Origin of the sequence: Chromohalobacter sp. 296-RDG (genome assembly GCF_029889885.1) — a bacterium.
In the GTDB taxonomy this organism is placed as follows: domain Bacteria; phylum Pseudomonadota; class Gammaproteobacteria; order Pseudomonadales; family Halomonadaceae; genus Chromohalobacter.
Genome location: NZ_JARANY010000016.1, coordinates 22,146 through 47,597, shown reverse-complemented (window position 1 = coordinate 47,597; position 25,452 = coordinate 22,146). Strand labels below are relative to the sequence as shown.

Genomic DNA, 25,452 nt, shown 5'->3' with positions numbered 1-25,452 from the left:
ATACGCCACGTCCATGTCCCATCGCCCTCCGGTCCACCAGGCTCGTAAACGCTTCGGCCAGAACTTCTTACGCGATCCTGGCGCCATCCAACGCATCGTGGATGCTATCGCGCCGCGCTCCGATCAGCGCTTGATCGAGATCGGCCCCGGGCAAGGGGCGTTGACGGAACCGTTGCTGGATGCCACCGGCGCGCTGGAAGTCATCGAGCTGGATCGTGACCTGATTCCGGGGCTGCGTGTGCAGTTCTTCAATTATCCGGCGTTCGTCATCCACGAAGGCGACGCGCTCAAGTTCGACTTTTCCGCTCTCGTGGCGGAAGGGGAGACGCCTGGCAAGCCGCTACGTGTCATTGGCAACCTGCCTTACAACATCTCCACGCCGCTGATCTTCCATCTGTTGGCGACGCGTGGCGCCATCGCCGACATGCATTTCATGCTGCAAAGAGAGGTCGTCGAGCGTCTGGCGGCGACACCGGGTAGCTCGGCATGGGGGCGCCTATCGGTCATGGCACAGTATTATTGCCGGGTAGACAATTTGTTCGTGGTTCCGCCGGAGGCCTTTGCGCCGAGACCCAAGGTGGAATCGGCGATCGTGCGTCTGGTACCACACGCTGAGCCACCGCATGTCGCGCATGACGAAGCGCTGTTTGGCGAGATCGTGCGCGAGGCCTTCGGCCAGCGCCGCAAGACGCTGCGCAACAACTTCAAGGGGCGTCTCGATGACGCAGCCTGGGATACATTGGAAATCGATGCGGGACGCCGTCCGCAGACGCTGAGCGTCGCAGAGCTGGTGCGTATTGCCAATCATGTCGTGGGAGCGACGCCATGAGTGAAGTGACTGCCGATGTCCAGGTAGAGGTCGAGCCCGCCTACCAGGCAGGTGAATCCGCGCCTGCCGAACAGCGTTATGTCTTCAGCTATACGATTACCGTGCATAACCGTTCGATGCGTACGATCCAGCTGCTGGCGCGCCACTGGCAGATCACCCAGAGCAGCGGCAAGGTGCAGGAAGTGCGTGGCAAGGGGGTCGTAGGGCAGCAGCCGTTGATCGGCCCCGGTCAGCGCTTTCGTTATACCAGCCGCGCGGTGCTCGATGGCCCGGTGGGCGTCATGGAAGGTAGCTACACCTGCCTCGACACGAACGAGCAGCGCGCCTTCGAGGTCCCCATCGCGGCCTTCCGTCTTGCGGGGCCTAACCAGATACACTGACTATCGTCACCGGCCGGGAGAGAATATGTCGACATATGCCATCGGCGACTTGCAGGGCTGCCATGCAGAGTTCGCGGCGCTGCTCGAGCGGATCGCTTTCGATCCGCAGCGCGACCGCCTGTGGCTGGTGGGCGACCTGGTCAACCGCGGCCCGGGGTCACTTGACTGTCTACGCGCCGTAAAGGCGCTGGGCGACAGTGCCCGGGTGGTACTGGGCAACCACGATTTTCATTTGCTGGCGGCGGCCTGGGCCGACGCGCCGCTCAAGCGTTTTGACACGCTGCAACCGATTCTCGAAGCCGATGACCGCGACGAGCTGCTAGATTGGCTGCGTCGCCAGCCGCTGCTGGTGCATGACGCTGCGCTCGATGCTGTCATGGTGCATGCGGGACTGCCGCCGCATTGGTCGCTGAAACAGGCGAGCGACTACGCTGCCGAGGTCGAGGCGGTGCTGCGTGGCGATGCGGTGGGCGATTTCCTGGCGTCGATGTACGGCAATTCGCCGGCGCGTTGGTCGGAGGACCTGCGTGGCATCGAGCGTTTGCGGGTTATCGTCAATACCTTCACGCGCATGCGTTTCATCGCCGCCGACGGGACGCTCGACTTCGATGCTAAGGAAGGGTTGGACAGCGCGCCCGCCGACTTCGCACCCTGGTTCACTTACCCGCGCAAGGATGATCCGCGTATCGTCTTCGGCCACTGGGCGGCGCTTCAGGGCAAGACTCCCGACGCCTGTGTGCGTGCCCTGGCGCTGGATACCGGCTGTGTGTGGGGCAGTGAGCTGACCGCGGTCGATCTGGAAAGCGGTGAACGCTACGTCGAACCGGCCCATCTGCGGCATTGATACTGATCTGCCAAGGAGCATTCTCATGTCCCACGAGACGAGTTTTACCCACCTTGCCCCGACTACGTTGGCCGAGTGGCTCGAAAGCGCCCGTGAGCTGACGCTGGTCGATATCCGAGACCCGTTGAGTTATTCACAGGGACATATTCCCGGCAGCCACCACCTCGACAACGCCAGCGTGGCGGAATTGTTCGAGCGGGCGCCGCGTGAACGCCCCATGGTGGTTGTCTGCTATCACGGCCATTCCAGCCAGCAGGCAGCTACCTGGCTGGCGGCTCAGGGCTTTAGCGATGTCTATAGCCTGGATGGTGGCTTCACCGATTGGGCCGCGCGTCATCCCGAGCGGGTCGAGAGCTGAGCTCATGAACGCGCCTCGCGATGTGCTCGAAGGTTTCGCCGTCTACCGGGTCGGCGGAGCGGTGCGCGATGCGCGTCTTGGCTGGCCAGTCACCGATGAAGACTGGGTGGTGGTTGGCGCTATGCCGGAAGCGCTCACTGCGCGGGGATTCATTCCGGTGGGGCGCGATTTTCCGGTCTTCCTGCACCCGGTGACTCACGAGGAATACGCCTTGGCGCGTACCGAACGCAAGCAGGGCCACGGCTATACCGGGTTCGTGATTCACGCCAGCCCTGAGGTGACCCTCGAGGAAGACCTGGCACGCCGGGATCTGACCATCAATGCCATGGCGGAAGACACTGAGGGGCATCTGGTCGATCCTTTTCAGGGGGCGAAGGATCTCGACGCGCGCGTGCTGCGTCATGTCTCCGAGGCGTTCGTCGAAGATCCCTTGCGTGTGCTGCGCACGGCACGCTTCTGGGCGCGCTACAGGGGGTTGGGCTTCGTCATCGCCGACGATACGAAGCAGCTGATGCGTCGACTATGCGACAGCGGCGAAATCGCTCACCTCGTCGCCGAGCGTGTCTGGCAGGAGACCGTCAAGGCGCTGGCTGAGCCACGCCCCATTGCCTATTTCACGGCGCTGCAAGAGTGCGGGGCCCTGGCCGTGTGGATGCCCGAACTGAATGCCCCAAGCATGCTCGCGCGTGGCGAAGCGGCCATGGCGAGACTGCCCGCCGATGCCGAACCGGCACGGTGGCGTTGGGCGCGCTTGCTCGAAACACTGACTGACGAGGCGCGCGAGGCGTTGTGCGAGCGTCTGCGCGTGCCCAATGCGTGGCGCGATCTGTCTCGCCAGGTAGCGCGTACCCGAGCACTGCGGCATACCGATGAAGCCCGTGGACTAGAGGGCGCCGACGTGCTGGCCTGGTTCGATGCTATCGATGCCTGGCGGCGGTCCGAACGTGTCGAGCCGTTGCAGCGTTATCTGGCACTGGAGGCACCGACGCTGGCCGAGTATGTTGCTCTTGCTTGGCAAAAAGCGATCGAGATCGAACCGCGCATGTTGCTCGACGAAGGCTATCGCGGCAAGGAGTTGGGGAATGCACTGGCTCAGCGTCGACTGGAAGCCATCGAGGATGCGGTCAAGCTGTATAAGCTATAAGGCGTGGCCGTGATCGAGATGAACGCGACGGGAAGATATAAAAAACAGTAGTATCAAGACGCAGAGGGGGCCGTGATGGCCCCCTCTGCGTTTTTATGCGTTGCGTGTGTGGCGTGGCATTACACGAATAGACCGATAATCAGTGCGACCACCAGCCCCACCAGCCCGATCAATGTCTCCATCACCGTCCAGCTTTTCAGGGTCTGCGTCTCGGTCAGGCCGAAGTAACGGTTGACCAGCCAGAACCCGGAATCGTTGACGTGACTGAGCACCGTGGCGCCGGAAGCGATGGCGATCACGATCAAGCCAAGCACCGGTCCTTCCAGGCCCAGGGTCGAGATCAAGGGCGCCATCAGGCCGGCGGCAGTAATCATCGCCACGGTGGCGGAGCCCTGTACCACGCGCACAGCGGTGGAGATCAAGAAGGCGAGCAGAATCGGCGGCAGGGCGCTATCGGCCATCATCTGGCCCATGACATCGCCGACACCGGAGTCTATAAGCATCTGCTTGAAGACGCCGCCGGCACCGGTGACGAGGATGATGATACCGGCTGGTTCGAGTGCCTTGGTGGCGACTTCCATGACATTCTCACGGCTCATGCCACGCCGCGTCCCCAAGAACACGAACGACAGTAGTGTCGCCAGCGTCAGCGCCACGAAGGGATGACCCACGAACGCCAGGGTGGTAACGATTGGATTATCGTCTGCCAGCACCGCACCGGAGACGGTGTTGAGCACGATCAGGACCAGCGGCAGCAGAATGATGGCGAGGATCAGCTTGAAGCTCGGCAGCCCGGTGCTGTCGATCTCGTCTTTAGGCAGCTCCATGTAGTCTGGAATGCCCACGTCGATATGCTTGGCAATATAGCGCCCGAAGAGGGGGCCTGCGATGATCATGGCCGGCAGCCCCGCCATGGCCCCGAAAAGGATGACATAGCCTAGATCAGCACCGATCAGATCCGCGACGGCGATCGGTCCCGGCGTCGGGGGAATAAACGAATGAGTGACTGCAAGCCCGGCAAGGAGCGGGACACCATAGTAGAGTAGCGAATGCCCGGTCCGGCGGGTCAGGGCGTAGATCAGCGGCACCAGAATGATGAAGGCGACATCCAGGAAAACAGGGATCGCCACCAGAAAACCGGTGACGCCCATGGCCCATTGCGAGCGGTTTTCTCCGAAACGATTGAGCAACGTGCTGGCCAGGCGATCGACCCCGCCGGAGACTTCCAGCATCTTGCCGAACATCGCGCCCAGGCCGACGACGGTAGCAACGAAACCGAGTGTGCCGCCCATGCCGTCTTCCACGGACTGCAGAATGGCCTCGAGGTCCATGCCCGTAGTGAGGCCTACGATCAGGCTGACTGTCAGCAAGGCGACGAAGGCATGCAGGCGAAGGCGCATGACCAGGTACAACAGCAATATGATGCCGCCCAGTGCGGAAAGGAGCAGGGTGGTGGCGTGATCCATGTGTGCGAAACCTCTATTGGAGGCGCGACCGGCAACGGGGATGCGGCGATGGTCGCGTTGTGCCTTGGCGTCGAATTTAGGAAAATGAATGTTACCGGTAACATTCCATGGACAACAATGCTCCGAAAGGCGAATAGAGAAACGAGGAAAAGTGGATATGAACGAGTCGACGAGCAATCCGCAGCGGATCATCGTCATGGGCGTGTCGGGCTGTGGTAAAACGTCGGTCGGTGAACGCTTGGCCGAGGCAATCGACGGGCGTTTCATCGATGGTGACGCTTATCATTCGGCGACCAGCGTGGCCAAGATGTCGCGTGGGGAACCGCTCAATGACGATGATCGTGCCGGCTGGTTGACGCGTTTATCCGAACTGGTGCGGGAAGGGCGCGATAATCGAGAGACCGTGGTGATCGGCTGTTCGGCACTCAAGCGCGAGTATCGCGACGTGCTGCGCGGCGGTGATGACGCGCTGTGTTTCGTGCACTTGGATGGCACGCGAGAGGTGCTGCTTGAGCGCTTGAAGGCGCGGCAGGATCACTTCTTCAAGGGTGAGGCCATGCTCGATAGTCAGTTGGCCACACTCGAGGCGCCGGGAGAAAACGAGGCGGTTACCGTTGACATCGATGCTTCGCTGGACGATGTCGTCGCGCTCAGCGTGCAGGGTATATCGCGTCGCGGTGCTGAATATATCGCGTGAGCGGGGCGTATCGTCAGGTGCTTTGACGTAGGTCGATCTCGAAGCCCATGTCATGGCGAGAGGGGTCGCGCGGCGTCCCCTGCAAGCGTTCGACGATCAGGCGCGAAGCCTGTTCACCAATGGCGCGACGCGGTGTGATCACGGTAGTGAGCGTTGGCCAGGTCGCATCGGTGATGTCGAGGCCGTTGAAGCCCGCCAGGGCCAACTGCCCGGGCACATCGAGACGCCGTCGCTGGCATTCGAACAAGGCACCCGCCGCCAGGTCATCGTTACAGCAGAACACGGCATCCATATCCGGCCAGCGTTCGAGCATGGCTGAAAGCAGTTCCCCGCCAAGGCGATAGGATGAGGGGCGCGGCGTCGTTTGGCAGCGCTGCGTCGACAGCCCCGCTGCTTTCAATGCATCTTCCCATCCGGCCAGACGCTGCTGCACTCGGTAATCGAGCCGTGCGCCGCAGAATCCGATGCGCCGATAGCCGGCAGCGATCAAGGCCTCTCCGATGGCACGTCCGGCCACGCGTTGATCGAGGCCGACGTTGATATCGAGTGGGTTATCGGTAAGCTCCATGGTTTCCACTACCGGCAGGCGTGCACGATTCAGAAGGCGCTGAGCGTAGTCGGTGTGTCGGGTGCTGGAGAGCACGAAGCCGTCGACCCCGTAGGCGAGGAAAGTATCGATCAGCCGTTCTTCCTCGAGGACCGAATACCCGGTGTGGCCCATGAGCACCTGATAGCCGGCCTCGCGCAGCCCTTCATCGACGCCTCGCTGGACCTCGGAGAACACCGAATTGGAAATCGACGGCACCAGCAACGCCACGCTCAGGCTGCGTCCGCTGGAAAGCGCCCCGGCTTGGCGATTGGGGATGTAATCCAGAGCTTCGACGGCCTCGTCGATGCGTAGTCTCACCGTTTCGGAGACGCGCTGTGGCTCGCGCAGGCAACGCGAGACCGTGACTTTGCTGACGCCGACGCGTTCGGCGATATCCTGAAGCGTGACGCGACCCGATGAACGACGCGGCATGTGTGTCCCCATCTCCTTGTTATATTATGCCGCAATGTTAGCGGTAACGTTTTCGGAGATTAGCATCCTCGTCTGGACATGACTGTTGGGCCATGGTCGCAAGCGGCGTCAGAACGATAGCAAGAGCAGGATCAGCGGTGGCGAGAGTAGCGATAGCAAGAAGCCGTTGACGATGGCGATGGGCACGCAGGCCACGCCACCGTGCTGCTGAATGACGGGTAGGGTGAAGTCCATGGACGTGGCGCCGCCATAGCCGATGGCTAGCGGCGTGGCGCGATGGATGACCAAGGGAATGAGCAGGAAGGCGAACAATTCGCGTGCCAGGTCGTTGAAGAAGGCCACGCCGCCGAGCACGGGCCCGAGCTGGTCGCCGATGAGAATCCCGGAGAGTGAATACCAGCCGAAACCGGCGGCCATGGCGAGGCCTTCGTTCCAGCGTAGATCGAGCAGTGGGGCGGCCAGTAGGCCTCCTAGCAATGAGCTGAGTGCCACGCTGATCGCGATGACCAGGCCATGGCGATTGAGCAGGATCTGCTTGAGCGGCATGCCCGAGTTGCGCAATTGACAGCCGATCAATGTCAGTAGCAGATAGAGCGCCCATTCGGCGAGTGGCTCTGCCCAGGCATGCACGATCCCGACGCCCCAATGGCCGGCCGCCACGCCGAATAGCGTCCCCAGGACCACTACGCCGGCAAGCGACAGCGACCCGAGCAGAGCCGCGCCGGTGCTGGTTGGCGCATCGGGAAGGCGGGGTGACTGTCCGGTGCTCAGGCGGCTTCGACGTGACAGCCAGATCAGCGCCAGCAGGTTGAGCGGGGTGATGATCGCGAATAACGTTGCGGCCTGGCCGCTCATCCGCGAGAGCTGGCCGAGCAAGTCCTCGAGCCCCGCCAGGCTGATGCCCATCAGGAACAGGATGACGTAGACCGAACCATTGACGCCGCGGTCGATCGTGGCAAGCACGCCGCGATGACGTACCGGCACCAGATAGCCCACGATCAAGGGAAGCAGTATCAATAAAAGTCCGGCCAGCATGCCCGCTCCTGGTAGTGTACGTCGTCTCGGAAGCGGTCACTCTATGTGAGCTGGGCGGAGCACGCAAAAGCTTTTGCTTATGGGCGGTTAGCAGCTTTCATTACTTCAGTTCGGTCAACGCCATGTGGCTCGTCAATTCGTCGTCCCGGTAGTATTCCACGCTGATCAGCAGCCCGGGTGTGGTCGAGGAAAAGGCCAGGCGAAGGCGGCGATCTGGCTTTTCCGGATTCCATCCCTCCACCCAGCGTGCTTCGAACTCGCCGGCCGGAACCTCGAGCGTTTTCGGTGCCGCGACGCGATAAGCGAAATGCTCGGTACGTCCCTTGTGGTCGGCATACGCCAGTTCGCATGGCGTGGATTCGTCACCCTGACAGGGGGCGTCGTCCAGCTTGCGGGATAACTGGAACAAGGCGCTCTGGCGGTCGGGCAGAGCGGCGAGGTCGCGTGCCGATAGATGGTAACGCTCCCCGAGGCCGAACAGCGAATAGCCACTGGCGTAATGCCAGGCAGTCAGGTCGCCGCCGTCGAGGCGGAACTTGCCGCGCTCGTAGCCCTCGGCGGTGAGGATGCTGGCGCGCATCTCGCTTTGCCAGTCGTTCCCCGAAAGATGGCTGAGACGATGATGGACGTCGGCATCCGGCCAGCCGTCGAGGCGAAGGTGGTAGGTCGCGGCGAAGGGCTGGGGGGCGGCATGCGCACAGGAAATCACGCCGAGACTGGTCCAGCAGGCGACGAGTGCCAGGGCGGCGAAGCGGTGCAATCCGTGCATCTTGGGCTCCATAAAGTGCCGGCGCGGGGCGCCGTTTCCATGTGCAGCGTGGCGTACCAGGCACTACGCTAAAAGGGTAAAAGCCAATCCGTTTTCCACCTTCCCGCAGGAGTCCGACGCATGGCCAGAATACTCGTGATTGTCGGTGATTTCGTTGAGGACTACGAGATCATGGTGCCCTTCCAGGCACTGCAGGCGATGGGGCATGGCGTTGACGCAGTCTGTCCGGACAAGAAAAAGGGCGATAGCGTCAAGACGGCCATTCACGATTTCGAGGGCGATCAGACCTATTCCGAAAAGCCTGGCCACCACTTCATCGTGAATGCCAGCTTCGCCGAGATCGAGGCATCAAGCTACGATGCGCTGGTGATACCGGGAGGACGCGCCCCGGAGTATCTGCGCCTCGATGAGCGCGTTCTGGCCATCGTGCGTCACTTTCTGGAAGCCGACAAGCCCGTCGCCTCGATCTGCCATGGGGCACAACTGCTTGTTGCAGCGACTTCGTTGGCCGGGCGGCGTGTCTCGGCCTACCCCGCCTGTGCGCCGGAGGTGCGCTTGGCGGGCGGCGAATTCGTCGATCTCGCGGCAGATCAAGCGGTGACTTGTGGTCGGTTGGTCTCGGCCCCTGCCTGGCCCGCGCATCCCGAATGGCTGAAGCAGTTCGACGCCTTGTTGTGAGTGTCCGAGCCCAGCGCTCGGAGGATCATCGCATGGCGTCGAGGTCGTCGCGGGTGGGTAGGGCCGTGTAGGCGCCGGGGCGTGTCACGGCGAAGGCCCCGCAGCGACAGGCACGCTGGGTGGCGTCTCGCAAGCGGGTTTCGTCCTGGCACCATTCGCCGAGTGTGGCGGCGGTGACATCGGCCTCGGCTAGTTGCGCCAGCAGGCCGCCTACGAAGGCGTCGCCGCCGGCGGTGGTGTCCACGGCCGTCACGTCGGGCGGCGTGACGTGAATGACCTTGCCAAGCCGATGCACGGCGACCGGGGCTGGCCCGTCGGTGATCACGATCAGGCGCACGCCAGCGGCCAGGCGCCATTGCAGCCAGGTATCGGCGTCGTGATCGCCGCGCAGTAGGTCGAGCTCCTCGCGGGACAACTTGAGCAGGTGCGCGTGGTCGAGCAGAGCGGTGACACGGCCGATATCGACGCGATTATCGGGCCACAGGTTGTGGCGCAGGTTGGCATCGACGCTGATCAAGGCTTCGCCGCGCCGCGCGATGTCGGCGATGCTCAACGTGGTCTCGGCGATCGTTTCATCGGTGAGGCCGTTGCTGCATAGATGCAGGATCGCCGGCTCGGCGAAGATGCCCGCGGGAAGATGTTCGAGACGGTAAAGCAGATCCGCCGCAGGTGGACGGTAGAAGTCGAAACGCCGCTCGCCCTGGGCATCGCGCGAGACGAATGCCAGAGCCGTGCGCGCCTCACGCGTGCGGCGAATATCCTCGACCGACACACCATAACGCGCAAGTTCCTCGACGAGAAAGTCGCCGAAGCGGTCGTCGCCGACCATGCCCAAGAAGCGACTCGCCAGCCCCAGACGCGCGCAGGCCACAGCGACATTGGCCGGCGCGCCACCCGCATAAGGCGTGAAGGTCTCCGGGAGGTCGTCGGCCGCGCCATCCAGGCAATTGGACAGCATGTCGACGAGCGCCTCGCCGAAGGCAATGAGCGGTGTCATGACGTCTTTCCTCGTGTTTTCTTGTCGTTGCCTGATGCCTTGTCATTTGGCGCCGAGGCAGGAAAGGACTCGCGGACCAGCGACAGTAGGCCCTGGGTCGAGGCATCGAAGTCCCCGACATTGGTGTCGATGCGCTCGCTGATTTCCCCGGCGATGCGTTTGCCGAGCTGCACGCCCCATTGGTCGAAGGAGTTGATGTTCCAGATCACCCCCTGTACGAACACCTTGTGTTCGTACAGGGCGATTAACGCACCCAGATTACGGGGCGTCAGATCGTCGAGAAGCAGGGTGCTTGACGGGCGGTTGCCGGGGCAGCTGTAGGGGTCGAGCTGGCTACCGTCCTGGCTGCCCTCCATGAAGGCATTGGCCTGCGCCAGCATGTTGGTGAGCAGGGCGAAGTGATGATCCTCGAAGCCCGGCTCGGGTTTGAGCGAGGCGATGAAGTCGATGGGCACGTAGCGGGTGCCCTGGTGCAGCAATTGGAAGAACGCGTGCTGGCCGTTGGATCCGGTTTGTCCCCATACAATGGGGCCGGTCTTGTAATTCACCGGCTGGCCGAAGATATCCACCGACTTGCCATTGGACTCCATGTCGAGCTGTTGGAGAAACGCCGGTAGCTGATGCAGGGCCTGATCGTAGGGCACGATGGCATGCGTCTCGGCGCCGATGAAGTTGATGTTCCAGATGCCGATCAACGCCATGAGCACCGGCATGTTCTGCTCGAACGGCGCCTCGATGAAGTGTTGGTCCATCTCGTGGGCACCTTCGAGGAGTTCCATGAATCCATCGAAGCCGATGGATAGCGCGATGGGCAGCCCGATCGATGACCACATCGAGTATCGACCGCCGACCCAAGCCCAGAATTCGAAGACATTTTCCTCGCGGATGCCGAATTCCATAGCGGCCTTGCGATTGGTCGAGGCCGCGATGAAATGCGCGCCGACATCGGCATCTTCGCCAGCATGGTCGAGGAACCAGCGTCGCGCGGTCTTGGCGTTGAGCAGCGTTTCCTGAGTCGAAAAGGTCTTGGTCGAGACGATGAACAGTGTGGTTGCCGGGTCGAGCGTTCTCAGCACTTTCTGAATATGAGCGCCGTCGACGTTGGAAACGAAGTGGAAATTGAGCCCGTCGTGGCGGTACTTGAGCAATGCACGGCAGGCCATGTTGGGCCCCAGGTCCGAGCCGCCAATGCCGATGTTGACCACGTCCTTGATGCGTTGACCGCTGTAGCCCTTCCATTCGCCGCTACGTATCTCTTCCGAGAAGCGCTTGATCTGTTCGCGCGTGCTTTGGATCTCGGGCATCACGTCCTTGCCGTCGGCATAGACCGGCTCGTCGCCGAGGTGACGCAAGGCGGTGTGCAGGACCGGGCGGTCTTCGGTGACATTGATGATGTCGCCGGAGAACATCTGCGCGCGTCGCTGCACCAGTGCCGAGTGGTCGGCGAGCTCGATCAACTTGGCGAGTACGGCATCGGAGATGTGATGCTTGGAGTAATCCAGGAACAGGCCGCCGACACGCAGGCTCATCTTATCGAAGCGCTTGGGATCGGTGGCGAAGTAATCGCTGATGCGATCATTGGCGGTCTCGCGATTGAGACGTTCGAGAGCGCGCCAGGTGACGCTGCGCGTGAGTTGGAACATGGCGTCATCCTTCTTCATGAATCGAGCAACATGACCACGCGGGCCTGATCGATGAATCGTGTCAGCCTGTCACTGGTTCCACAATGGGCCTTCGACGAAAGCTGCATGCGAGTCACCGTCTAGGCCACACGGTGACTGCGTGCCTCTTCGAGCAATGCGAACCAGGCGGCACGGTCTAACATCAGGTTACTGTCGCGGTGCAGTGCTTGAATACGGCTGTCCTTGAGGGTACCGATGACTGGCGCGGGATGCCCCGGCAGACGTCGTAGCCAGGCCAATGCCAATCCGGCAGTGCTCGACTCGAACTCTTCGGCGAAGTGCTCCAGCGTGCTGCCCAGGACATCCTCGAAGACCAGCCCACCGCCTAGTGGCGACCAGGCCATGGGCGCCAGGTCGTCGGCGATCACGGCATCGTAGAACCCATCGAAAAGTACTTCCGGACGTGCCAGTGACAACTCGAACTGATGCGCGCCGAGTGGGTGGCGCATGGCGGCCTGCAGGCGTCGCCACTGTTCGGGCAAGAAGTTGGAAACCCCTACTGCGCCGATCTTGCCGGCGTCGATCGCGGCATCCAGTGCGGCGCCGGTGGCATGGGCATCGAGTAGCGGGTCAGGGCGGTGCAACAGGAAATGCTCGAGACGCTCGATGCCCAGTTGTTCCAGCGACGCGTCGATCCGCGTATTCAGGTAATCGGGGGAGGTATCGTAATGCTTGACGCCGAAACGCGACGTGTCGCGTGCGGGCAGCACGATATCGGTCTTGGTGATCACCTTGACGCGGGCCTTGAGCGATGGACGCCGTGCCAGGGCCTCGCCGAACAGTCGTTCACACTCGCGATTGCCGTAGATATCGGCGTGATCGAACCAATCTAGCCCTTCATCGAGACGTGCTTCGATCCAGTCGGCCAAGCGCGTGGCGTCGGCTAGCTCGGGACGCTCGTGGAGGCGCATCATACCCAGTACGAAGGGAACGTCGAACGTCAGCTCATCGCTCATTGCAACATGTCCTCACGGGTCAGGGTGGTGGCCAGGAGGTGCTGGGCGCCAGGCACCAGCCATACGGGGTCGACGCGGGTACAGGCGGCCTCGACGCACAGAAAACGGGAGCCGATGTCGGCGGGTGTATCGCCGGGCAATTCAGTGTCGGGATGCCAGACCACTGTGGAATCGCTGCCTTGCTTGGTGATCTGGAGGCGACGTGCGCCGTCGTCGAGTACGAGTGGGCGATTGGATTCGTAGATGCGATCCAATGGGCCGCGCACGCCGAGCTCGCCTTGTTGGTGCGCCTCGGAAAAGTCCCGGCGCTTGTCCAGGTAACGCGCGCCGGCCAGACCCTCGATACGGCATTGGTACGTATGCGCAACACTCAGGTAGCTATGCAATGCAGCGGTCAATTTCACTGGCGTTTCACCGCGGTGTTCGGTAATCAGCTCGACATGCAGACGCCGGGCGCTGGCGTGGATCATCACGCGGGGCGTGAGTTGTTCGTCGAGGCGCGTTGTCGGCGACAGGTGCACTTCGACGCCTTCGTCTTCTTCGTCGATACCGTCCAGTCGCCACTCGGCCTGACGCGCAGTGCCATGCATGGGGCCACGACCGTCCGGCGCCTCGTCGGCGAACCATGGCCAGCAGACAGGGATGCCGCCGCGTATCGTGCCTGGCAAGGCCTGCGGGGTCGGGGTTAACCACAACCAGCCATCGCTGCGCTCGGCGGAGGGCTGGAAATGCAGCACCTGGGCGCCTTGCAGAGAGACTGCCAATTCGCCCCAGTCGGTATTGAACAACAGCACGCGGCGTTCCTGCCATTCGGCTTCGCGCTGCCCCTGAGTCGCGTCGAGCAACTTACGCAGGGAATCGGGAATCATGCTACCTCCTCGTTATGTAACGCTTCGCAGGCACCTAGCAGCCCATTCCAGGGTGCCGTGACTACCCATACGGGAATGTGAGCAGTGTACGCGTGCATGCGCCCTTTGTCGGCGAAAGCGTCACGGAAGTGGCTGTGGGGTAGCCAGTCGAGAAGGCGTGGCAGGATGCCGCCACACAGATAGACGCCGCCGCGTGCACCGAGCATCAGGGCTGCATCGCCGCTGACATCGCCGAGAATCTTGAGGAAGCGCTCTAGAGACTGACGCGCGAGCGGGTCACCGGCGCGTGCCGCGCCGGTGACCTCGGAGGGCGTGTTGTAGTGGGCAATCCGCTTAGCCAGATGTGCATTCGCGCGATAAAGATCCAGCAAGCCTTGACCACAGAGAATACGCTCCACCGAGACCCGCCCGTAGTGCTGGTGAAAGTATGCCAGCAGCTCGCGCTCATGTGCGTCGGTGGGCGCGAAGGAGATGTGCCCGCCCTCGGTAGGCAGTGGTATCCAGTCGTGCTGACCGGGAAAGAGGCCCGCCATACCCAGGCCAGTGCCGGGGCCGAAGATCAGTCTTGCGCTGCCCGGTGCGGCCTCGCCTTCCCCCAGCGGTACCAGGTCCTTGGCATCCACGTGGGGGACGCCGAGGGCTTGTGCGGTGAAGTCGTTGATGACCTTGAACAGCTCAAAACCGAACTCCTCGGTGACCTGGTGCTTGGAGAAGCACCAGGCGTTGTTGGTCATGCGGACTTCATCGTTGTGTACGGGGCAGGCGAAGGCGAGGCAGGCCTCGCTAGGGATTTCCGCGCCCACCTCGTCGAGGTAGGCGCGAATCGCCTCGGAGAGTGTCGGGTAATGCGCACAAGGAAGCGTTCGAATGGCATGAAGATCGAAAGCCCCCGGCGTCACCAAGGCGAAGCGAGCATTGGTACCGCCGATGTCGCCAATCAAGGCAGGTCGGCTCATTCAAGCCTCCTCGCCTTGAATGTGCGCTCCTTGGCGAGCGAGGTCGTCGGCCTCGAAGCCGCCCAGCACGCTGCAGCCTTCCTCGCCGCGCATGGCCAGCTGGCGGAAGCCGCCGAAGAGTTCGCGCCCCAGACCCACATGGTAGTGGTCGAGATCGCCGATAGCCTGCTCGCGTTGCGCCCAGGTGTGTGCGTCGAGTTTTACTTCCAGGCGGCCGTTGTCGGCGTCGAGGCACACGACATCGCCATCGCGAAGCTTACCCAACGGACCGCCGTCGAGGGCCTCGGGTGTCATGTGGATCGCCGCGGGGACCTTGCCGGAGGCGCCGGACATGCGGCCGTCGGTCACCAGCGCGACCTTGTAGCCGCGATCCTGCAGGACCCCGAGGTAGGGCGTGAGCTTGTGCAGCTCGGGCATGCCGTTAGCCTGGGGTCCCTGAAAGCGGACGACGGTGATGACGTCGCGGTCCAGCTCGCCGGCTTCGAAGGCGCTCTGCAAGTCGTTCTGATCCTCGAAGATCCGAATGGGTGCCTCAACCAGGCGATTTTCTTGCTTCACGGCGGAGATCTTGATCACGCCGCGCCCCAGGTTGCCGTCGAGTACCGTCAGCCCACCGGTCGGGGAGAAGGGGTTCGATACTGGTCGCAGGACGTCTTCGTCGAGGCTTTGCTCGGGACCTTCGCGCCAGATCAGTTCGCCGTCTTCGAGGAAGGGCTCTTTGGTGTATGCCGTCATGTCGGTACCGAACGCGGTCGGGATGTCGCTATGGATGAGCCCGGCCTTGATCAGTTCACGGAACAGAAGGCTCATGCCACCCGCGGCTTGGAAGTGGTTGATGTCCGCCTGACCGTTGGGGTAGACGTGCATCAGGCTCGGCGTCACCGCGGAAAGATCGGTGAAGTCATCCCAGGTCAGGGTCAGCCCCGCAGCAGCGGCCATGGCCACCAGGTGCAGGGTATGGTTGGTGGAGCCGCCCGAGGCGAGCAGGCCGACGATGGCGTTGACGATGGCACGGGCGTCGATCTGCTTGTAGAAGGGTCGGTAATCGCCACCCGGCTCGGTGTTGCGAATCGTTTGCTGGGTGGCGAACTGAGTCAGGGCCTCGCGCATTTCGGTGCCAGGATTGACGAACGATGTCCCGGGCAGATGCAAGCCCATCATCTCCATCATCAACTGGTTGGAGTTGGCGGTGCCGTAAAAGGTGCAGGTGCCGGGGCTGTGATAGGACTGCGACTCTGCTTCCAGCAGATCTTCACGTGTGGCCTTGCCTTCGGCAAACAGCTGGCGGACCCGGGCCTTTTCCTTGTTGGGCAGGCCACTGGGCATCGGGCCGGCGGGCACGAAAGTGGCCGGCAGGTGGCCGAAACGCGCCGCTGCAATGAACAGCCCCGGGACGATCTTGTCACACACCCCGAGGTAGAGGGCGCCGTCGAACATGTTGTGCGACAGACCCACTGCCGTGGCCATGGCGATGGCATCGCGTGAGAACAGAGACAGCTCCATGCCGGGCTGGCCCTGGGTAACGCCGTCGCACATGGCGGGGACGCCACCGGCGAATTGGGCGGTCGAGCCCATCTGGCGAGCGGCATCCTTGATGGTAGCAGGGAAGGTCTCGAGGGGCTGGTGCGCCGACAGCATGTCGTTGTAGGCCGATATGATGCCCAGATTGGCGGAGTTCATCAGCTTGAGCTGATTCTTGTCCTGGCTACCGCAGGAGGCGACGCCATGAGCAAGGTTGCCGCAGCTGAGATCGCTACGGTGGACCCCGCGCTTGTACTGATCGTGCATGCGCTTTTCGTAGAGCGCCCGGCGTTCCTTGGAGCGTTCTTCGATGCGGCGAGTAACGTCGGCAACGGTCTGATTCAGTGGCATGTCAGGACCTCATCAAGTGCGGTGGATGATCATGTAAGTAAATTTAGCAAAAAATACCTTGATGGTCGTGCGTCTTTTGCCCAAATTATGGGGATAGTTGTAGTATTCTTCCAAAAGGGTCTTATCGTATCCTTGGGTCCACGCCAATCAAAGAGAGGAAGCCATTATGACGCTGCGTATTGCAATCAACGGGTTTGGGCGTATCGGGCGTAACGCACTGCGGGCTCTCTACGAAAATGGTTATCGCGACCGCGTTGAGGTCGTCGCCATCAATGATCTGGGCGATCCGTCGCTCAACGCCCATCTACTCAAGCATGATAGCGTGCATGGGCACTTCACGTTCGAGGTGGGGCACGACGAAGAGTCACTGCACGTCGATGGCGACCGCATCCGCATACTTTCCGAGCGTGATCCGGCCGCCTTGCCCTGGACATCGCTGAATGTCGATCTGGTCATGGAGTGCACGGGGCTCTTTACCAAGCGTGACGCCGCCGCCAAGCATCTCGAGGCCGGCGCTGAGCGTGTGCTGATCTCCGCGCCCAGTGGCGATGCCGATGCCATGGTGGTGTTCGGCGTCAACGAGCACATGCTGACCAGCGAGCATCGTGTGGTCTCCAACGCTTCTTGCACCACCAACTGCCTGGCGCCGGTCGCCAAGGCGCTCAACGATGCGGTGGGCATCGAAAGCGGCCTGATGACGACGGTGCATGCCTATACCAACGACCAGAATCTGTCTGACGTTTATCATAAGGATCCCTACCGGGCGCGTAGCGCGACCCAGTCGATGATCCCTACCAAGACGGGCGCTGCAGCGGCTGTGGGTCGGGTATTGCCCGAGCTTGAAGGAAAATTCGATGGCTTGGCAGTACGCGTGCCGGTCATCAACGTATCGCTGGTCGATCTGACCTTTACTGCTGGCCGTGAAACCACCCAGGAAGAAATCAACGCCATCGTCGAGAAGGCGGCCGAGGATTCTCCGGTATTGGCCTCCAATGCCCAGCCGCTAGTGTCGATCGATTTCAACCACGATGCGAACTCGTCCACCTTCGACGCCAACCACACCCGCGTCAACGGCCGCCTGGTCAAGGTAATGGCGTGGTACGACAACGAATGGGGTTTCTCCAACCGTATGCTGGATACGGCACTGGCAATGCACGCGGCCAAGTAAGGCTGTCGTCGGTGACGTAACCACCCCGTGTGGGAGCGTCCGGATACACGTCTCGCGCACTCACGGCTCCGCTCGATCGTTGTCCGTTCGCTCTCGCTTCTCATCGGGTACGTCAGGTACTCGGGAAATCAGGCGCCTCAGGGCGCCTTTTTTCTGCCGGGACGCTCAAGATTTGACACCCCTCGGCCGATATTCAAGCTAAGGCGGCACCGCATTGCCATTGGCATATTGCAACTTTCGTGACGATGCCTAAGCTCCTGTCCTGTAGAGAATGACGAAGTGCCATAATGGGTCCATCATGACCTTATGGTCGGGTTTATACCCTTCCTGTGATATACTGTGAAAGGCATGCATCATTTCTCATCAACGGAACGGGCATCATGCGCGATTTTGTGCAACAGGCTCATCGGCTGGTCGGTGTCATGCTGCGCGATGGACACCGCAATCGCCAAGGAAAGATCACCGGTGTCGATCAATCGCGCGACACGCCTGCCGTCTACGTCGCTTGGTCGGGACAGCCCCGTTGCGAGCGTGTGGCGCTGAGCATTGAAGAGCTGCGCACCCTGGTGTCGGCCTATCTCGAGACACATGATCGCCGACCCGTTGAGCAAGCCGAACCGGAGGCCTCACCGGTCTCGCCGCCACAGCGGCGCACCGGGGTGCAGTAGTCCGCTTGTGTCTTCGCCGAGTCAGCGGTCGTGTGAATTCGTCACGAAGCCTGTGAAGTGGGGCGATGACTCATTATGGATATATCGGCCGCGAAGGGTTTCTCCACGCTACCCAGCGATTGCGATGCATTGCTGGAGGACTCTCCCGCCATCCTATATGCGACCGGCCCCGGCTGGTGGCGCAACGATCTGCACTACGTCAGCTATAATCTCGCGACGCTGATCGGCGCCACGCGGGCTCAACTCCAGTCTACCCCCGCTTTGTGGTTGGAGCATGTGCGCGATGCCCAGGAAGTCGAGGCACGTCTGTTCGCGGGGCTGGCGGCGGGTAAGTCGCGTATTCGGCTGTATTACCGCATTGCGTGTGCCGAGGGGCATGTTCGTTACATGCAAGACGATATCGCGGTACAGCGTGACGCCATGGGCGATGTCATCGAGTTGATCGGTTCCTTGGCCGATATCAGCGAGACGCAGGTGGCGCTGACCCGTCTTGAGGAACTGGCCGATAGCGAGCGCCGTTATCGCTTTATCGTCGAGCATGTCAGCGATGCCATCTTGTTGATGGATGCTGATGGGGAATGCCGCTTTGCGTCGCCGTCGGTACGCGGTCTGCTCGGGCATCGCCCTGAATCCCTGCACGATTGCGGACTGCTGGAGTTGTTGCCGCCGGACGATGCGCCGCGCGTGCAGCGTCTGATTCACGATGCCTCGCGTCATGGTAAGCCGTTGCGCATGGAGCTCCGCATGCGTCACCGGCTAGGCCATTATGTGTGGCTGGAGACCTGCTGCTCGCCCTATTTGAATCCTGCCAGTGAATGCTACGAATGGATCCTCGCGGTGGCTCGGGATATTACCGATCGCAAGCATCGCGAACATCGTCTGCATGAGCTTTCGACAACAGATAGCCTCACCGGGGCGCTCAATCGTGACGCCTACTTGAATTGCTTGCGTAGCGGCCTGGAAGCCGCCGATCATGTTTCCCAGCGTGTGTCCCTGGTGATTTTCGATATCGACCATTTCAAGACGATCAACGACACTTGGGGGCATGCGGCCGGCGATCTGGTGTTGGCCTGCGTGGGCGAGATATGCCGCACTGCGTTGCGCGATCACGATGTGTTCGGACGTATCGGCGGGGAAGAATTCTCGTTGATGCTGGCCGGTCAGTCGCTGAACGACGCGGCGTTGCTGGCTGAACGACTGCGCAAGAAATTCGAAAGCGTGCGGGTCGAATTTCATGGCGAATGGCTGAGCTTCTCGGTAAGTTTCGGCGTGGCGGAGCGCCAATCCCGCGAGGGGGGGGAGTCGCTGCTACACCGTGCCGACATGGGGCTCTATGCCGCCAAGCACAACGGCCGTAACCGCGTGCATCAGGCGCCACCGCAACCCATATGACACGTTATGCCATTACCCTACCTCGTATGCCGCATCGCCGCGCGTTAGCCGGACACGGCGTAAGAATCAAGGAGAAGAACATGATGCGAATTCTGCTGGCTTGTTTGCTGAGCATGCTGAGTCTCGGTGCCTGGGCGGAGACTGTGGAAGGCCCGAAGGTCGTCGGCGAGACGTTCGAATACTCCACTGGTGGAGAAACGTATCAAGGGTATCTGGCACGCAACGTCAATGACGAGGAGCCGCGCCCAGCGGTGTTGTTGGTGCACGAATGGTGGGGCCTCAACGATTACGCCAAGTCACGCGCCGATCAGTTGGCGGCCTTGGGCTTCGTCGCCCTGGCGGTTGATATGTATGGCAAGGGCAAGACAGCGGCGCATCCGCAGGACGCCAAGGCATTTTCCCAGCGAGTGATGAGCGATTGGCCCACGGCGCGTGCGAGCCTCGAGGCAGCCATGACCAAGCTGCGGGAACAGTCCTATGTGCGTGGCGATCGCATGGCGGCGATGGGGTATTGCTTTGGTGGTGGCGTGGTGATGAACATGGCGCTGGCGGGCATGCCCATCGAGGCGGCGATCAGTTTCCATGGCAGTCCCACTCAAGCGGTCTCCGATCCGCAGCCCTTCGATGGCATCGTGCAGATTCACAATGGCGAGGCCGACGGCCTGGTCGAGGCGGATGCGCTGGAGTCGATGGCACAGACGCTAAGCGATCAGGGCGCCGAGGTGCGCGTGGTGCAGTACCCAGGCGCCAAGCATGGTTTCAGCAATCCGGGGTCCGATGCTCAGGCCGACGAGTTCGATCTACCGTTGGGTTATGATGCCGCCGCCGATGCGGCCTCTTGGCAATCGGCCCTGGTGGCGCTGGACCGCGCTCTCAACAAAGACTGACATGCAATCTGGCGGCGCCTTGTCGCGCCTCCAGATTGCCGCCGAATCAGGCGCGCCGGGAGAGGGCCAGAACGCGCTTGGCGAGTTCGATCATGTCGGCGTCGCCGGTATTTTTGTCGGGAACGTCGGAGAGCTTGATCACCGGGATCCAGTGTTGCCCCTCTGGGCGTGCCTCGGTCATCTTGATGACCATGTTCATTGGCGTGACACCGACATCATTGGTGAAGTTGGTGCCGATGCCGAACGCGGTGGTGATGCGTCCACGACAGAAGTTGTCGATACGCTCCACGCGCTCGGGGGTCAGGGCATCGGAAAAGATGATGGTCTTGGTGCGCGGGTCGATGCCCATACGTTCGTAATGCGCGATGGTGGCGGCCGCGAACTCGAGTGGGTCGCCGCTATCGTGACGCACGCCATCGAAGAGTTTGGCGAATTTCTTGTCGAAGCTGTCGAAGAAGGTAGCCGAGGTGAAAGTGTCGGTCAGCGCGATGCCCAGATCGCCGCGATAGACATCTACCCAATGCTCCAGGGCCAGGCTGTTGGCCATCTTGAAGCCGAAGCGCGCACCGTGAAACATGAACCACTCGTGGGCATGCGTGCCGATTGGTTTGACGCCATGCCGCATGGCCAGGTGCACGTTGCTCGAGCCGGAAAAGGTATCGCCACCGTGGTGGCATAGTGACGCCACGACACGGTCGTGGACGCTATAGGAATAGCGCCGACGGGTGCCGAATTCGGCGATCTTGAGACCTAGACGCTTGTAGTGTTCGATCTTGTCGCGGGTGCGGGTATCGATGAGCGCATCCGAGTCGCGCTGACCGTCGCCCATTTGATACCAGATCTCGCTGATCAGCGCCATCAGCGGGACTTCCCAGAGAATGGTGCGATACCAGAGTCCCTCGATGCGCAACGTGAAGTGTCCGCCCTGCTGTACGATTTCGACTTCCTCGGGGTTGTAATGAAACCCCGAGAGGAAGTCGAGATAAGTCGGGTCGAGATAGGGGCAAGTGCGTTCCAGGTAGCGCTTTTCCTCGAGGGTCAGCGACAGATTCGCCATGGCGTCCACTGCCTCGCGTAGTCGCTCGGCAAAGCCGGGAGGGAAGGTGTGGTCTCCCCGGTTGATGAACGCATAGCGAGCTCGCGCATAAGGAAAGCGCTTGATGACCGCGCTTTGCATGGTGAACTTGTAAAAGTCGTTGTCGAGGAGCGAATCCAGCATCGTGCATCCTATACGGCGAGGTTCCGAAACGGGGGTGCCAGCTTAGCGCAGCTATACGATGGGCACCACTGCCGCCGGGCTGTGCGTCGGCTGGTGAAGTCCTTACATGAAGGCCATGACACCGAACATGGTGATCATGAAGCCGCCGAACAATAACAAGCCCGCGATCGACAGCAGGATCAGCAGATAGCCGAGGATGAGTGCCGCCAGTGCCCAGGCGTCGCCTTGTTCATTCGTTCGACGGATCTGTCGGCGTGCCAGATGGCCGCAGACGACGCCACCCAGTACGCTAGGCAGCACGAAAATACCCAGCACACTGAGCGCAAAGGCGACGATAGCCATGGTGTTGAACTGTGGCGTTTGTGGTGGCGTGGATGGCACGGACGTGTCGCGGGGCATCGCTTGCTCCAGAAATGAGTTGATTTCACCCTAGCATGAGCCGTGATATTCGGGAATCCGCTTCGGGAGGCGTAGCGATGGGCTTGACGGTACGGGAACTGACGCGCGTTGCCGATGTTCCGCTCGAAACATGGAATGCGTTGGTGGGTAAGCGCTACCCTTTCTTGCGGCACGAGTTCCTGGATGCCCTGGAAAGCACCGGCTGTGTGGATACCGAGAGTGGCTGGGTGCCGCGTCACCTCTCGCTGTGGCAGGATGAACGCTTGGTGGGCGTGCTGCCGCACTATCTCAAGATGCATTCCTTTGGCGAGTACGTCTTCGACTGGAGCTGGGCCGACGCCTGGGAGCGTGCCGGTGGCCGGTATTATCCCAAGCGATTGAGTGCCATTCCCTTCACGCCTGCCGTCGGGCCGCGCCTGACCGTGGCACCCGACATCTCGTCCGCCCAGGCCATACAAACGGTGGCGGCTTTTTTCGAGGAGTGGGGCGACGACTTGTCGGGTTGGCATTTGCTGTTTGCCGATGAGCAAGAGATTGAGCAGTGGCAAGCGCAGTGGCCAGTCTTGCTGAGACGTGAGGCAGTGCGTTTCGAATGGCGCGATGCCGGTTACGGCGATTTCGAGGGCTTCCTGGCGTCGATGCTGGGGAAACGGCGCAAGGAGATTCGCCGCGAACGCCGCAAGGTCGCCGAACAGGGGTTGAGTCTGCACCGACTGAGCGGGAGCGACATCGATACTGCGGCGTTGGCTCACTTCTATCGCTGCTATCGCATCACCTATCTCGAGCGTGGGCAGATGCCCTATCTCAGCGAAGCGTTCTTTACCCGGCTGCGCGTGACGATGGGCGAGGCGCTCATGCTGGTGCAGGTACGCCAGGGTGATACACCGGTCGCTGCGGCGCTCTATCTGCGAGGCGGTGATACGTTGTATGGGCGCTACTGGGGGAGTGAAGTCGTTGCCGACTGTCTACACTTCGAAGCATGTTATTACCAAGGCATCGAATACTGCCTGGAACAGGGGCTGCAATGCTTCGATCCCGGTACCCAGGGTGAGCACAAGTTGTTGCGCGGCTTCTCGCCCGAGCTGAGCACTTCGTTGCATTACTTGCCGCATGCCGGATTTCGGGAGGCGGCCGCACGGTTCTGCGTCGAGGAACGTCAGGCCATGGGGGCGTATCGAATGGCATGTCACGAGCGCTTACCGTTTCGCCATGTGCCATGAACAGGAACCATCACCGGGAGCGTACCGTGGCGTGGTCATGGAGGGATCATATGAGGAAGACTAGCGCATGAATTTTTTCTATGAGGCAGCGGTACTGCTAGGCGCTGCCATCATCGCCGTGCCGTTGTTTCAACGCTTGGGATTGGGCTCGATACTGGGCTATCTCGCGGTGGGGCTGCTGCTGGGGCCATCCGTGCTCGGCTTCATCGCCGATCCTGAAGAGGTGCTGCATTTCTCCGAGTTTGGCGTTGTGATGTTGTTGTTCCTCATTGGTCTCGAGATGGAACCCTCGCGTCTATGGCGCATGCGCAAGCAGCTGTTCGGGCTGGGGCTTTTGCAATTCCTGGGGTGTGGCGTGTTGCTGACTCCCATCGGTCTGGCATTGGGCCTGACATGGGATCTCGCAGTGCTGCTGGGGTTGATTCTGGCGCTGTCTTCCACGGCCTTCGCTCTGCAGATTCTCAACGAGCAGCACCGCTTGGCGACGCCCCATGGCCAGACGGCGTTTGCCATCCTGCTCTTCCAGGATTTGGCGGTCATCCCGTTGCTGGCCTTGCTCCCGTTATTCGCGGGTGATCTGGGCGCCAACGCCGGAGCGACGCTGTGGCTCGATATCGGCAAGGCCGTGGGCATGGTGCTCGGCGCGATCGTCTTTGGGCGCCTGGTCTTTCCGCGCGTACTGGCACTCATCGCGCGCAGCGGTGTACATGAGGTGTTCACCGCCGCGGCGCTGTTTCTGGTCCTGGCCATGGCCCTGGTCATGGAATGGGCGGGCCTGTCCATGGCGCTGGGGGCCTTCCTGGGGGGCGTCATGCTGGCGGATACGGTTTATCGGCACGAGCTGGAAGCCAACATCGAGCCCTTCAAGGGCATCCTGCTGGGGCTGTTTTTCATCGCCGTGGGCATGTCGGTCAATCTGACGCTCGTCTTCGACAACGTATGGTGGGTGCTGGGCATCACCCTGGGGCTACTGGTGGCCAAGCTAGTCGTCATAATGCTGGTGGGCATGGCGGCGCGATTGCCGCGTCAGGAGATCCCGCGTTTGGCGACGGTGATCGCTCAAGGCGGTGAATTCGATTTCGTATTGCTCAGTGCAGCGGTCAGTGCGGGAGTTTTCGATCAACGCATCGCCAGCCTGTGTATTGCGGCGGTAACGCTGAGCATGGCATTGACGCCGTTCCTCTATCGTGGCGGCAACTGGCTCGCTGGCCGGATCGGAGTAAATCGCCCTTACGACAAGGACTTCGGCGATGAGACGCCGCCGGTCCTGATCGCGGGGCTGGGGCGCTTCGGGCAGATGGTGGCGCGTGTGCTCAAGTTGCAGGGCATCAACTTCACCGCACTCGACCCCAACATTACCCAAGTGGAATTCATTCGCCGCTTCGGGTCGCGTATCTATTATGCCGATGCTGCGCGCCTCGATGTCTTGCGCTCGGCGGGTCTCGCGCAAGCCAAGGTGCTGGTGATCGCTGTCGACGATGAGGAGGCGGCACTGACCATCGCGCGTATGGTGCGCAACCACTACCCGCAGCTCAAAATCTTCGCCCGCGCGCGCAATCGTCATCATGCCTGGAAGTTGATGGAGATCGGGGTTGATACCGTCATGCGCGAGACATTCGCTTCAAGCATGGAAATGAGCGTGGAAGTACTCAAGGGCTTGGGCTATCCCGGTTCCAATGCGCTGGAGGCCGTGCGCACCTTCCGCGACTTCGATAACCAGTTGCTGGCAGCTTCCTATACTCATCGCCATGATGTGGAGACTTTGAGGAAGACCGAGCATGAAGCCATTGTTGAATTCCAAGCGCTTTTTCAGCAGGAATTGAAGCAGCGCCGAGGCAAGGAAACGGGAGCCGATACGGCATCGGACACGGCAACTACATCCATGTCGGACGAACGTTGAGTATGCCTTGCCGCGGGTTCAAGAGGGCTTCGGTTCAGACCAGAGG

25 protein-coding genes are annotated in these 25,452 nt (G+C 61.4%); 13 read left to right on the top strand and 12 right to left on the bottom strand.

What is annotated here, in order from left to right; genetic code table 11:
• The first annotated feature begins 13 nt into the window (after positions 1 to 13).
• Genes rsmA through OP495_RS08455 form a run of 5 tightly spaced genes read left to right on the top strand, consistent with a single transcriptional unit; the run spans position 14 to position 3,555 of the window.
• On the top strand, positions 14 to 829 hold the full coding sequence (gene rsmA / locus OP495_RS08475) for a 16S rRNA (adenine(1518)-N(6)/adenine(1519)-N(6))-dimethyltransferase RsmA (protein ID WP_280563079.1): 816 nt from the start codon (positions 14 to 16) through the stop codon (positions 827 to 829).
• On the top strand, positions 826 to 1,209 hold the full coding sequence (gene apaG / locus OP495_RS08470) for a Co2+/Mg2+ efflux protein ApaG (RefSeq protein WP_280568538.1): 384 nt from the start codon (positions 826 to 828) through the stop codon (positions 1,207 to 1,209). The genes rsmA and apaG overlap by 4 nt, the downstream gene beginning before the upstream one ends.
• Before the next feature lie 25 nt (positions 1,210 to 1,234).
• The gene (locus tag OP495_RS08465) at positions 1,235 to 2,053 is read left to right on the top strand and encodes a symmetrical bis(5'-nucleosyl)-tetraphosphatase (RefSeq protein WP_280563081.1); all 819 of its coding nucleotides are present in this window, start codon (positions 1,235 to 1,237) and stop codon (positions 2,051 to 2,053) included.
• Between the two features lie 25 nt (positions 2,054 to 2,078).
• Positions 2,079 to 2,411, top strand: a complete 333-nt coding sequence (glpE, locus tag OP495_RS08460; RefSeq protein WP_280563082.1) for a thiosulfate sulfurtransferase GlpE — start codon at positions 2,079 to 2,081, stop codon at positions 2,409 to 2,411.
• Positions 2,412 to 2,415: 4 nt separating this feature from the next.
• Positions 2,416 to 3,555 (top strand): polynucleotide adenylyltransferase, encoded by a 1,140-nt coding sequence (locus tag OP495_RS08455; protein WP_280568537.1) that lies wholly within the window; start codon positions 2,416 to 2,418, stop codon positions 3,553 to 3,555.
• Between the two features lie 119 nt (positions 3,556 to 3,674).
• Here the strand turns inward: OP495_RS08455 and OP495_RS08450 are convergent, their stop codons facing one another.
• The gene (locus tag OP495_RS08450; RefSeq protein ID WP_280563084.1) at positions 3,675 to 5,021 is read right to left on the bottom strand and encodes a gluconate:H+ symporter; all 1,347 of its coding nucleotides are present in this window, start codon (positions 5,019 to 5,021) and stop codon (positions 3,675 to 3,677) included.
• Positions 5,022 to 5,178: 157 nt separating this feature from the next.
• Here OP495_RS08450 and OP495_RS08445 point away from each other — a divergent pair, with 157 nt between their 5' ends.
• On the top strand, positions 5,179 to 5,718 hold the full coding sequence (locus tag OP495_RS08445) for a gluconokinase (protein ID WP_280563085.1): 540 nt from the start codon (positions 5,179 to 5,181) through the stop codon (positions 5,716 to 5,718).
• Between the two features lie 13 nt (positions 5,719 to 5,731).
• On the opposite strand, the gene OP495_RS08440 is transcribed toward OP495_RS08445, so the two are convergent.
• The 3 genes from OP495_RS08440 to OP495_RS08430 form a co-directional block, all read right to left on the bottom strand.
• Positions 5,732 to 6,739, bottom strand: a complete 1,008-nt coding sequence (locus OP495_RS08440; protein WP_280563086.1) for a LacI family DNA-binding transcriptional regulator — start codon at positions 6,737 to 6,739, stop codon at positions 5,732 to 5,734.
• A gap of 108 nt (positions 6,740 to 6,847) precedes the next feature.
• Positions 6,848 to 7,774 carry a lysine exporter LysO family protein gene (locus tag OP495_RS08435; protein WP_280568534.1) on the bottom strand — a complete coding sequence of 309 codons (927 nt, stop codon included), beginning with the start codon at positions 7,772 to 7,774 and terminating at the stop codon, positions 6,848 to 6,850.
• A 100-nt stretch (positions 7,775 to 7,874) separates the two neighbouring features.
• Positions 7,875 to 8,543 (bottom strand): hypothetical protein, encoded by a 669-nt coding sequence (locus tag OP495_RS08430; protein WP_280563088.1) that lies wholly within the window; start codon positions 8,541 to 8,543, stop codon positions 7,875 to 7,877.
• A 120-nt stretch (positions 8,544 to 8,663) separates the two neighbouring features.
• Here OP495_RS08430 and OP495_RS08425 point away from each other — a divergent pair, with 120 nt between their 5' ends.
• A complete protein-coding gene (locus tag OP495_RS08425) occupies positions 8,664 to 9,221 on the top strand; it encodes a DJ-1/PfpI family protein (RefSeq protein WP_280563089.1) in 558 nt (185 codons plus the stop codon).
• Between the two features lie 25 nt (positions 9,222 to 9,246).
• On the opposite strand, the gene OP495_RS08420 is transcribed toward OP495_RS08425, so the two are convergent.
• The 6 genes from OP495_RS08420 to edd all read right to left on the bottom strand — a co-directional run bounded on the left by OP495_RS08420 (position 9,247) and on the right by edd (position 16,553).
• Positions 9,247 to 10,218 (bottom strand): carbohydrate kinase, encoded by a 972-nt coding sequence (locus OP495_RS08420; protein ID WP_280568531.1) that lies wholly within the window; start codon positions 10,216 to 10,218, stop codon positions 9,247 to 9,249.
• Positions 10,215 to 11,861, bottom strand: a complete 1,647-nt coding sequence (pgi, locus tag OP495_RS08415) for a glucose-6-phosphate isomerase (RefSeq protein ID WP_280568529.1) — start codon at positions 11,859 to 11,861, stop codon at positions 10,215 to 10,217. Before pgi ends, OP495_RS08420 begins: the two co-directional genes overlap by 4 nt.
• Positions 11,862 to 11,980: 119 nt before the next feature.
• Positions 11,981 to 12,856 carry an aldo/keto reductase gene (locus tag OP495_RS08410; protein ID WP_280563093.1) on the bottom strand — a complete coding sequence of 292 codons (876 nt, stop codon included), beginning with the start codon at positions 12,854 to 12,856 and terminating at the stop codon, positions 11,981 to 11,983.
• Positions 12,853 to 13,725, bottom strand: a complete 873-nt coding sequence (locus tag OP495_RS08405; protein ID WP_280563094.1) for a D-hexose-6-phosphate mutarotase — start codon at positions 13,723 to 13,725, stop codon at positions 12,853 to 12,855. Before OP495_RS08405 ends, OP495_RS08410 begins: the two co-directional genes overlap by 4 nt.
• Positions 13,722 to 14,681, bottom strand: coding sequence for a glucokinase (gene glk / locus OP495_RS08400; protein WP_280563096.1), 960 nt, complete (start codon positions 14,679 to 14,681; stop codon positions 13,722 to 13,724). Before glk ends, OP495_RS08405 begins: the two co-directional genes overlap by 4 nt.
• Positions 14,682 to 16,553, bottom strand: coding sequence for a phosphogluconate dehydratase (gene edd, locus OP495_RS08395; protein WP_280563098.1), 1,872 nt, complete (start codon positions 16,551 to 16,553; stop codon positions 14,682 to 14,684). It abuts the gene before it with no gap.
• A 166-nt stretch (positions 16,554 to 16,719) separates the two neighbouring features.
• Here edd and gap point away from each other — a divergent pair, with 166 nt between their 5' ends.
• From gap to OP495_RS08375, 4 genes are all read left to right on the top strand, one after another.
• Positions 16,720 to 17,721, top strand: coding sequence for a type I glyceraldehyde-3-phosphate dehydrogenase (gap, locus tag OP495_RS08390; RefSeq protein WP_280563099.1), 1,002 nt, complete (start codon positions 16,720 to 16,722; stop codon positions 17,719 to 17,721).
• 380 nt (positions 17,722 to 18,101) lie between these two features.
• On the top strand, positions 18,102 to 18,389 hold the full coding sequence (locus OP495_RS08385) for a hypothetical protein (protein WP_280563100.1): 288 nt from the start codon (positions 18,102 to 18,104) through the stop codon (positions 18,387 to 18,389).
• Positions 18,390 to 18,464: 75 nt separating this feature from the next.
• Positions 18,465 to 19,781 carry a sensor domain-containing diguanylate cyclase gene (locus OP495_RS08380; RefSeq protein WP_280563101.1) on the top strand — a complete coding sequence of 439 codons (1,317 nt, stop codon included), beginning with the start codon at positions 18,465 to 18,467 and terminating at the stop codon, positions 19,779 to 19,781.
• A gap of 80 nt (positions 19,782 to 19,861) precedes the next feature.
• Positions 19,862 to 20,668 (top strand): dienelactone hydrolase family protein, encoded by an 807-nt coding sequence (locus OP495_RS08375; protein WP_280563103.1) that lies wholly within the window; start codon positions 19,862 to 19,864, stop codon positions 20,666 to 20,668.
• A gap of 46 nt (positions 20,669 to 20,714) precedes the next feature.
• Here OP495_RS08375 and pncB read toward each other — a convergent pair whose 3' ends face one another.
• Positions 20,715 to 21,887 carry a nicotinate phosphoribosyltransferase gene (pncB, locus tag OP495_RS08370; RefSeq protein ID WP_280563104.1) on the bottom strand — a complete coding sequence of 391 codons (1,173 nt, stop codon included), beginning with the start codon at positions 21,885 to 21,887 and terminating at the stop codon, positions 20,715 to 20,717.
• Positions 21,888 to 21,989: 102 nt separating this feature from the next.
• Entirely contained in the window at positions 21,990 to 22,286 is a 297-nt protein-coding gene (locus OP495_RS08365; protein WP_280563105.1) for a DUF4190 domain-containing protein, read from the bottom strand.
• A gap of 77 nt (positions 22,287 to 22,363) precedes the next feature.
• On the opposite strand from OP495_RS08365, the gene OP495_RS08360 reads away from it, so the two are divergent.
• Entirely contained in the window at positions 22,364 to 23,506 is a 1,143-nt protein-coding gene (locus tag OP495_RS08360; protein WP_280563137.1) for a GNAT family N-acetyltransferase, read from the top strand.
• 67 nt (positions 23,507 to 23,573) lie between these two features.
• On the top strand, positions 23,574 to 25,406 hold the full coding sequence (locus OP495_RS08355) for a monovalent cation:proton antiporter-2 (CPA2) family protein (protein ID WP_280563107.1): 1,833 nt from the start codon (positions 23,574 to 23,576) through the stop codon (positions 25,404 to 25,406).
• Positions 25,407 to 25,452: the final 46 nt, after the last annotated feature.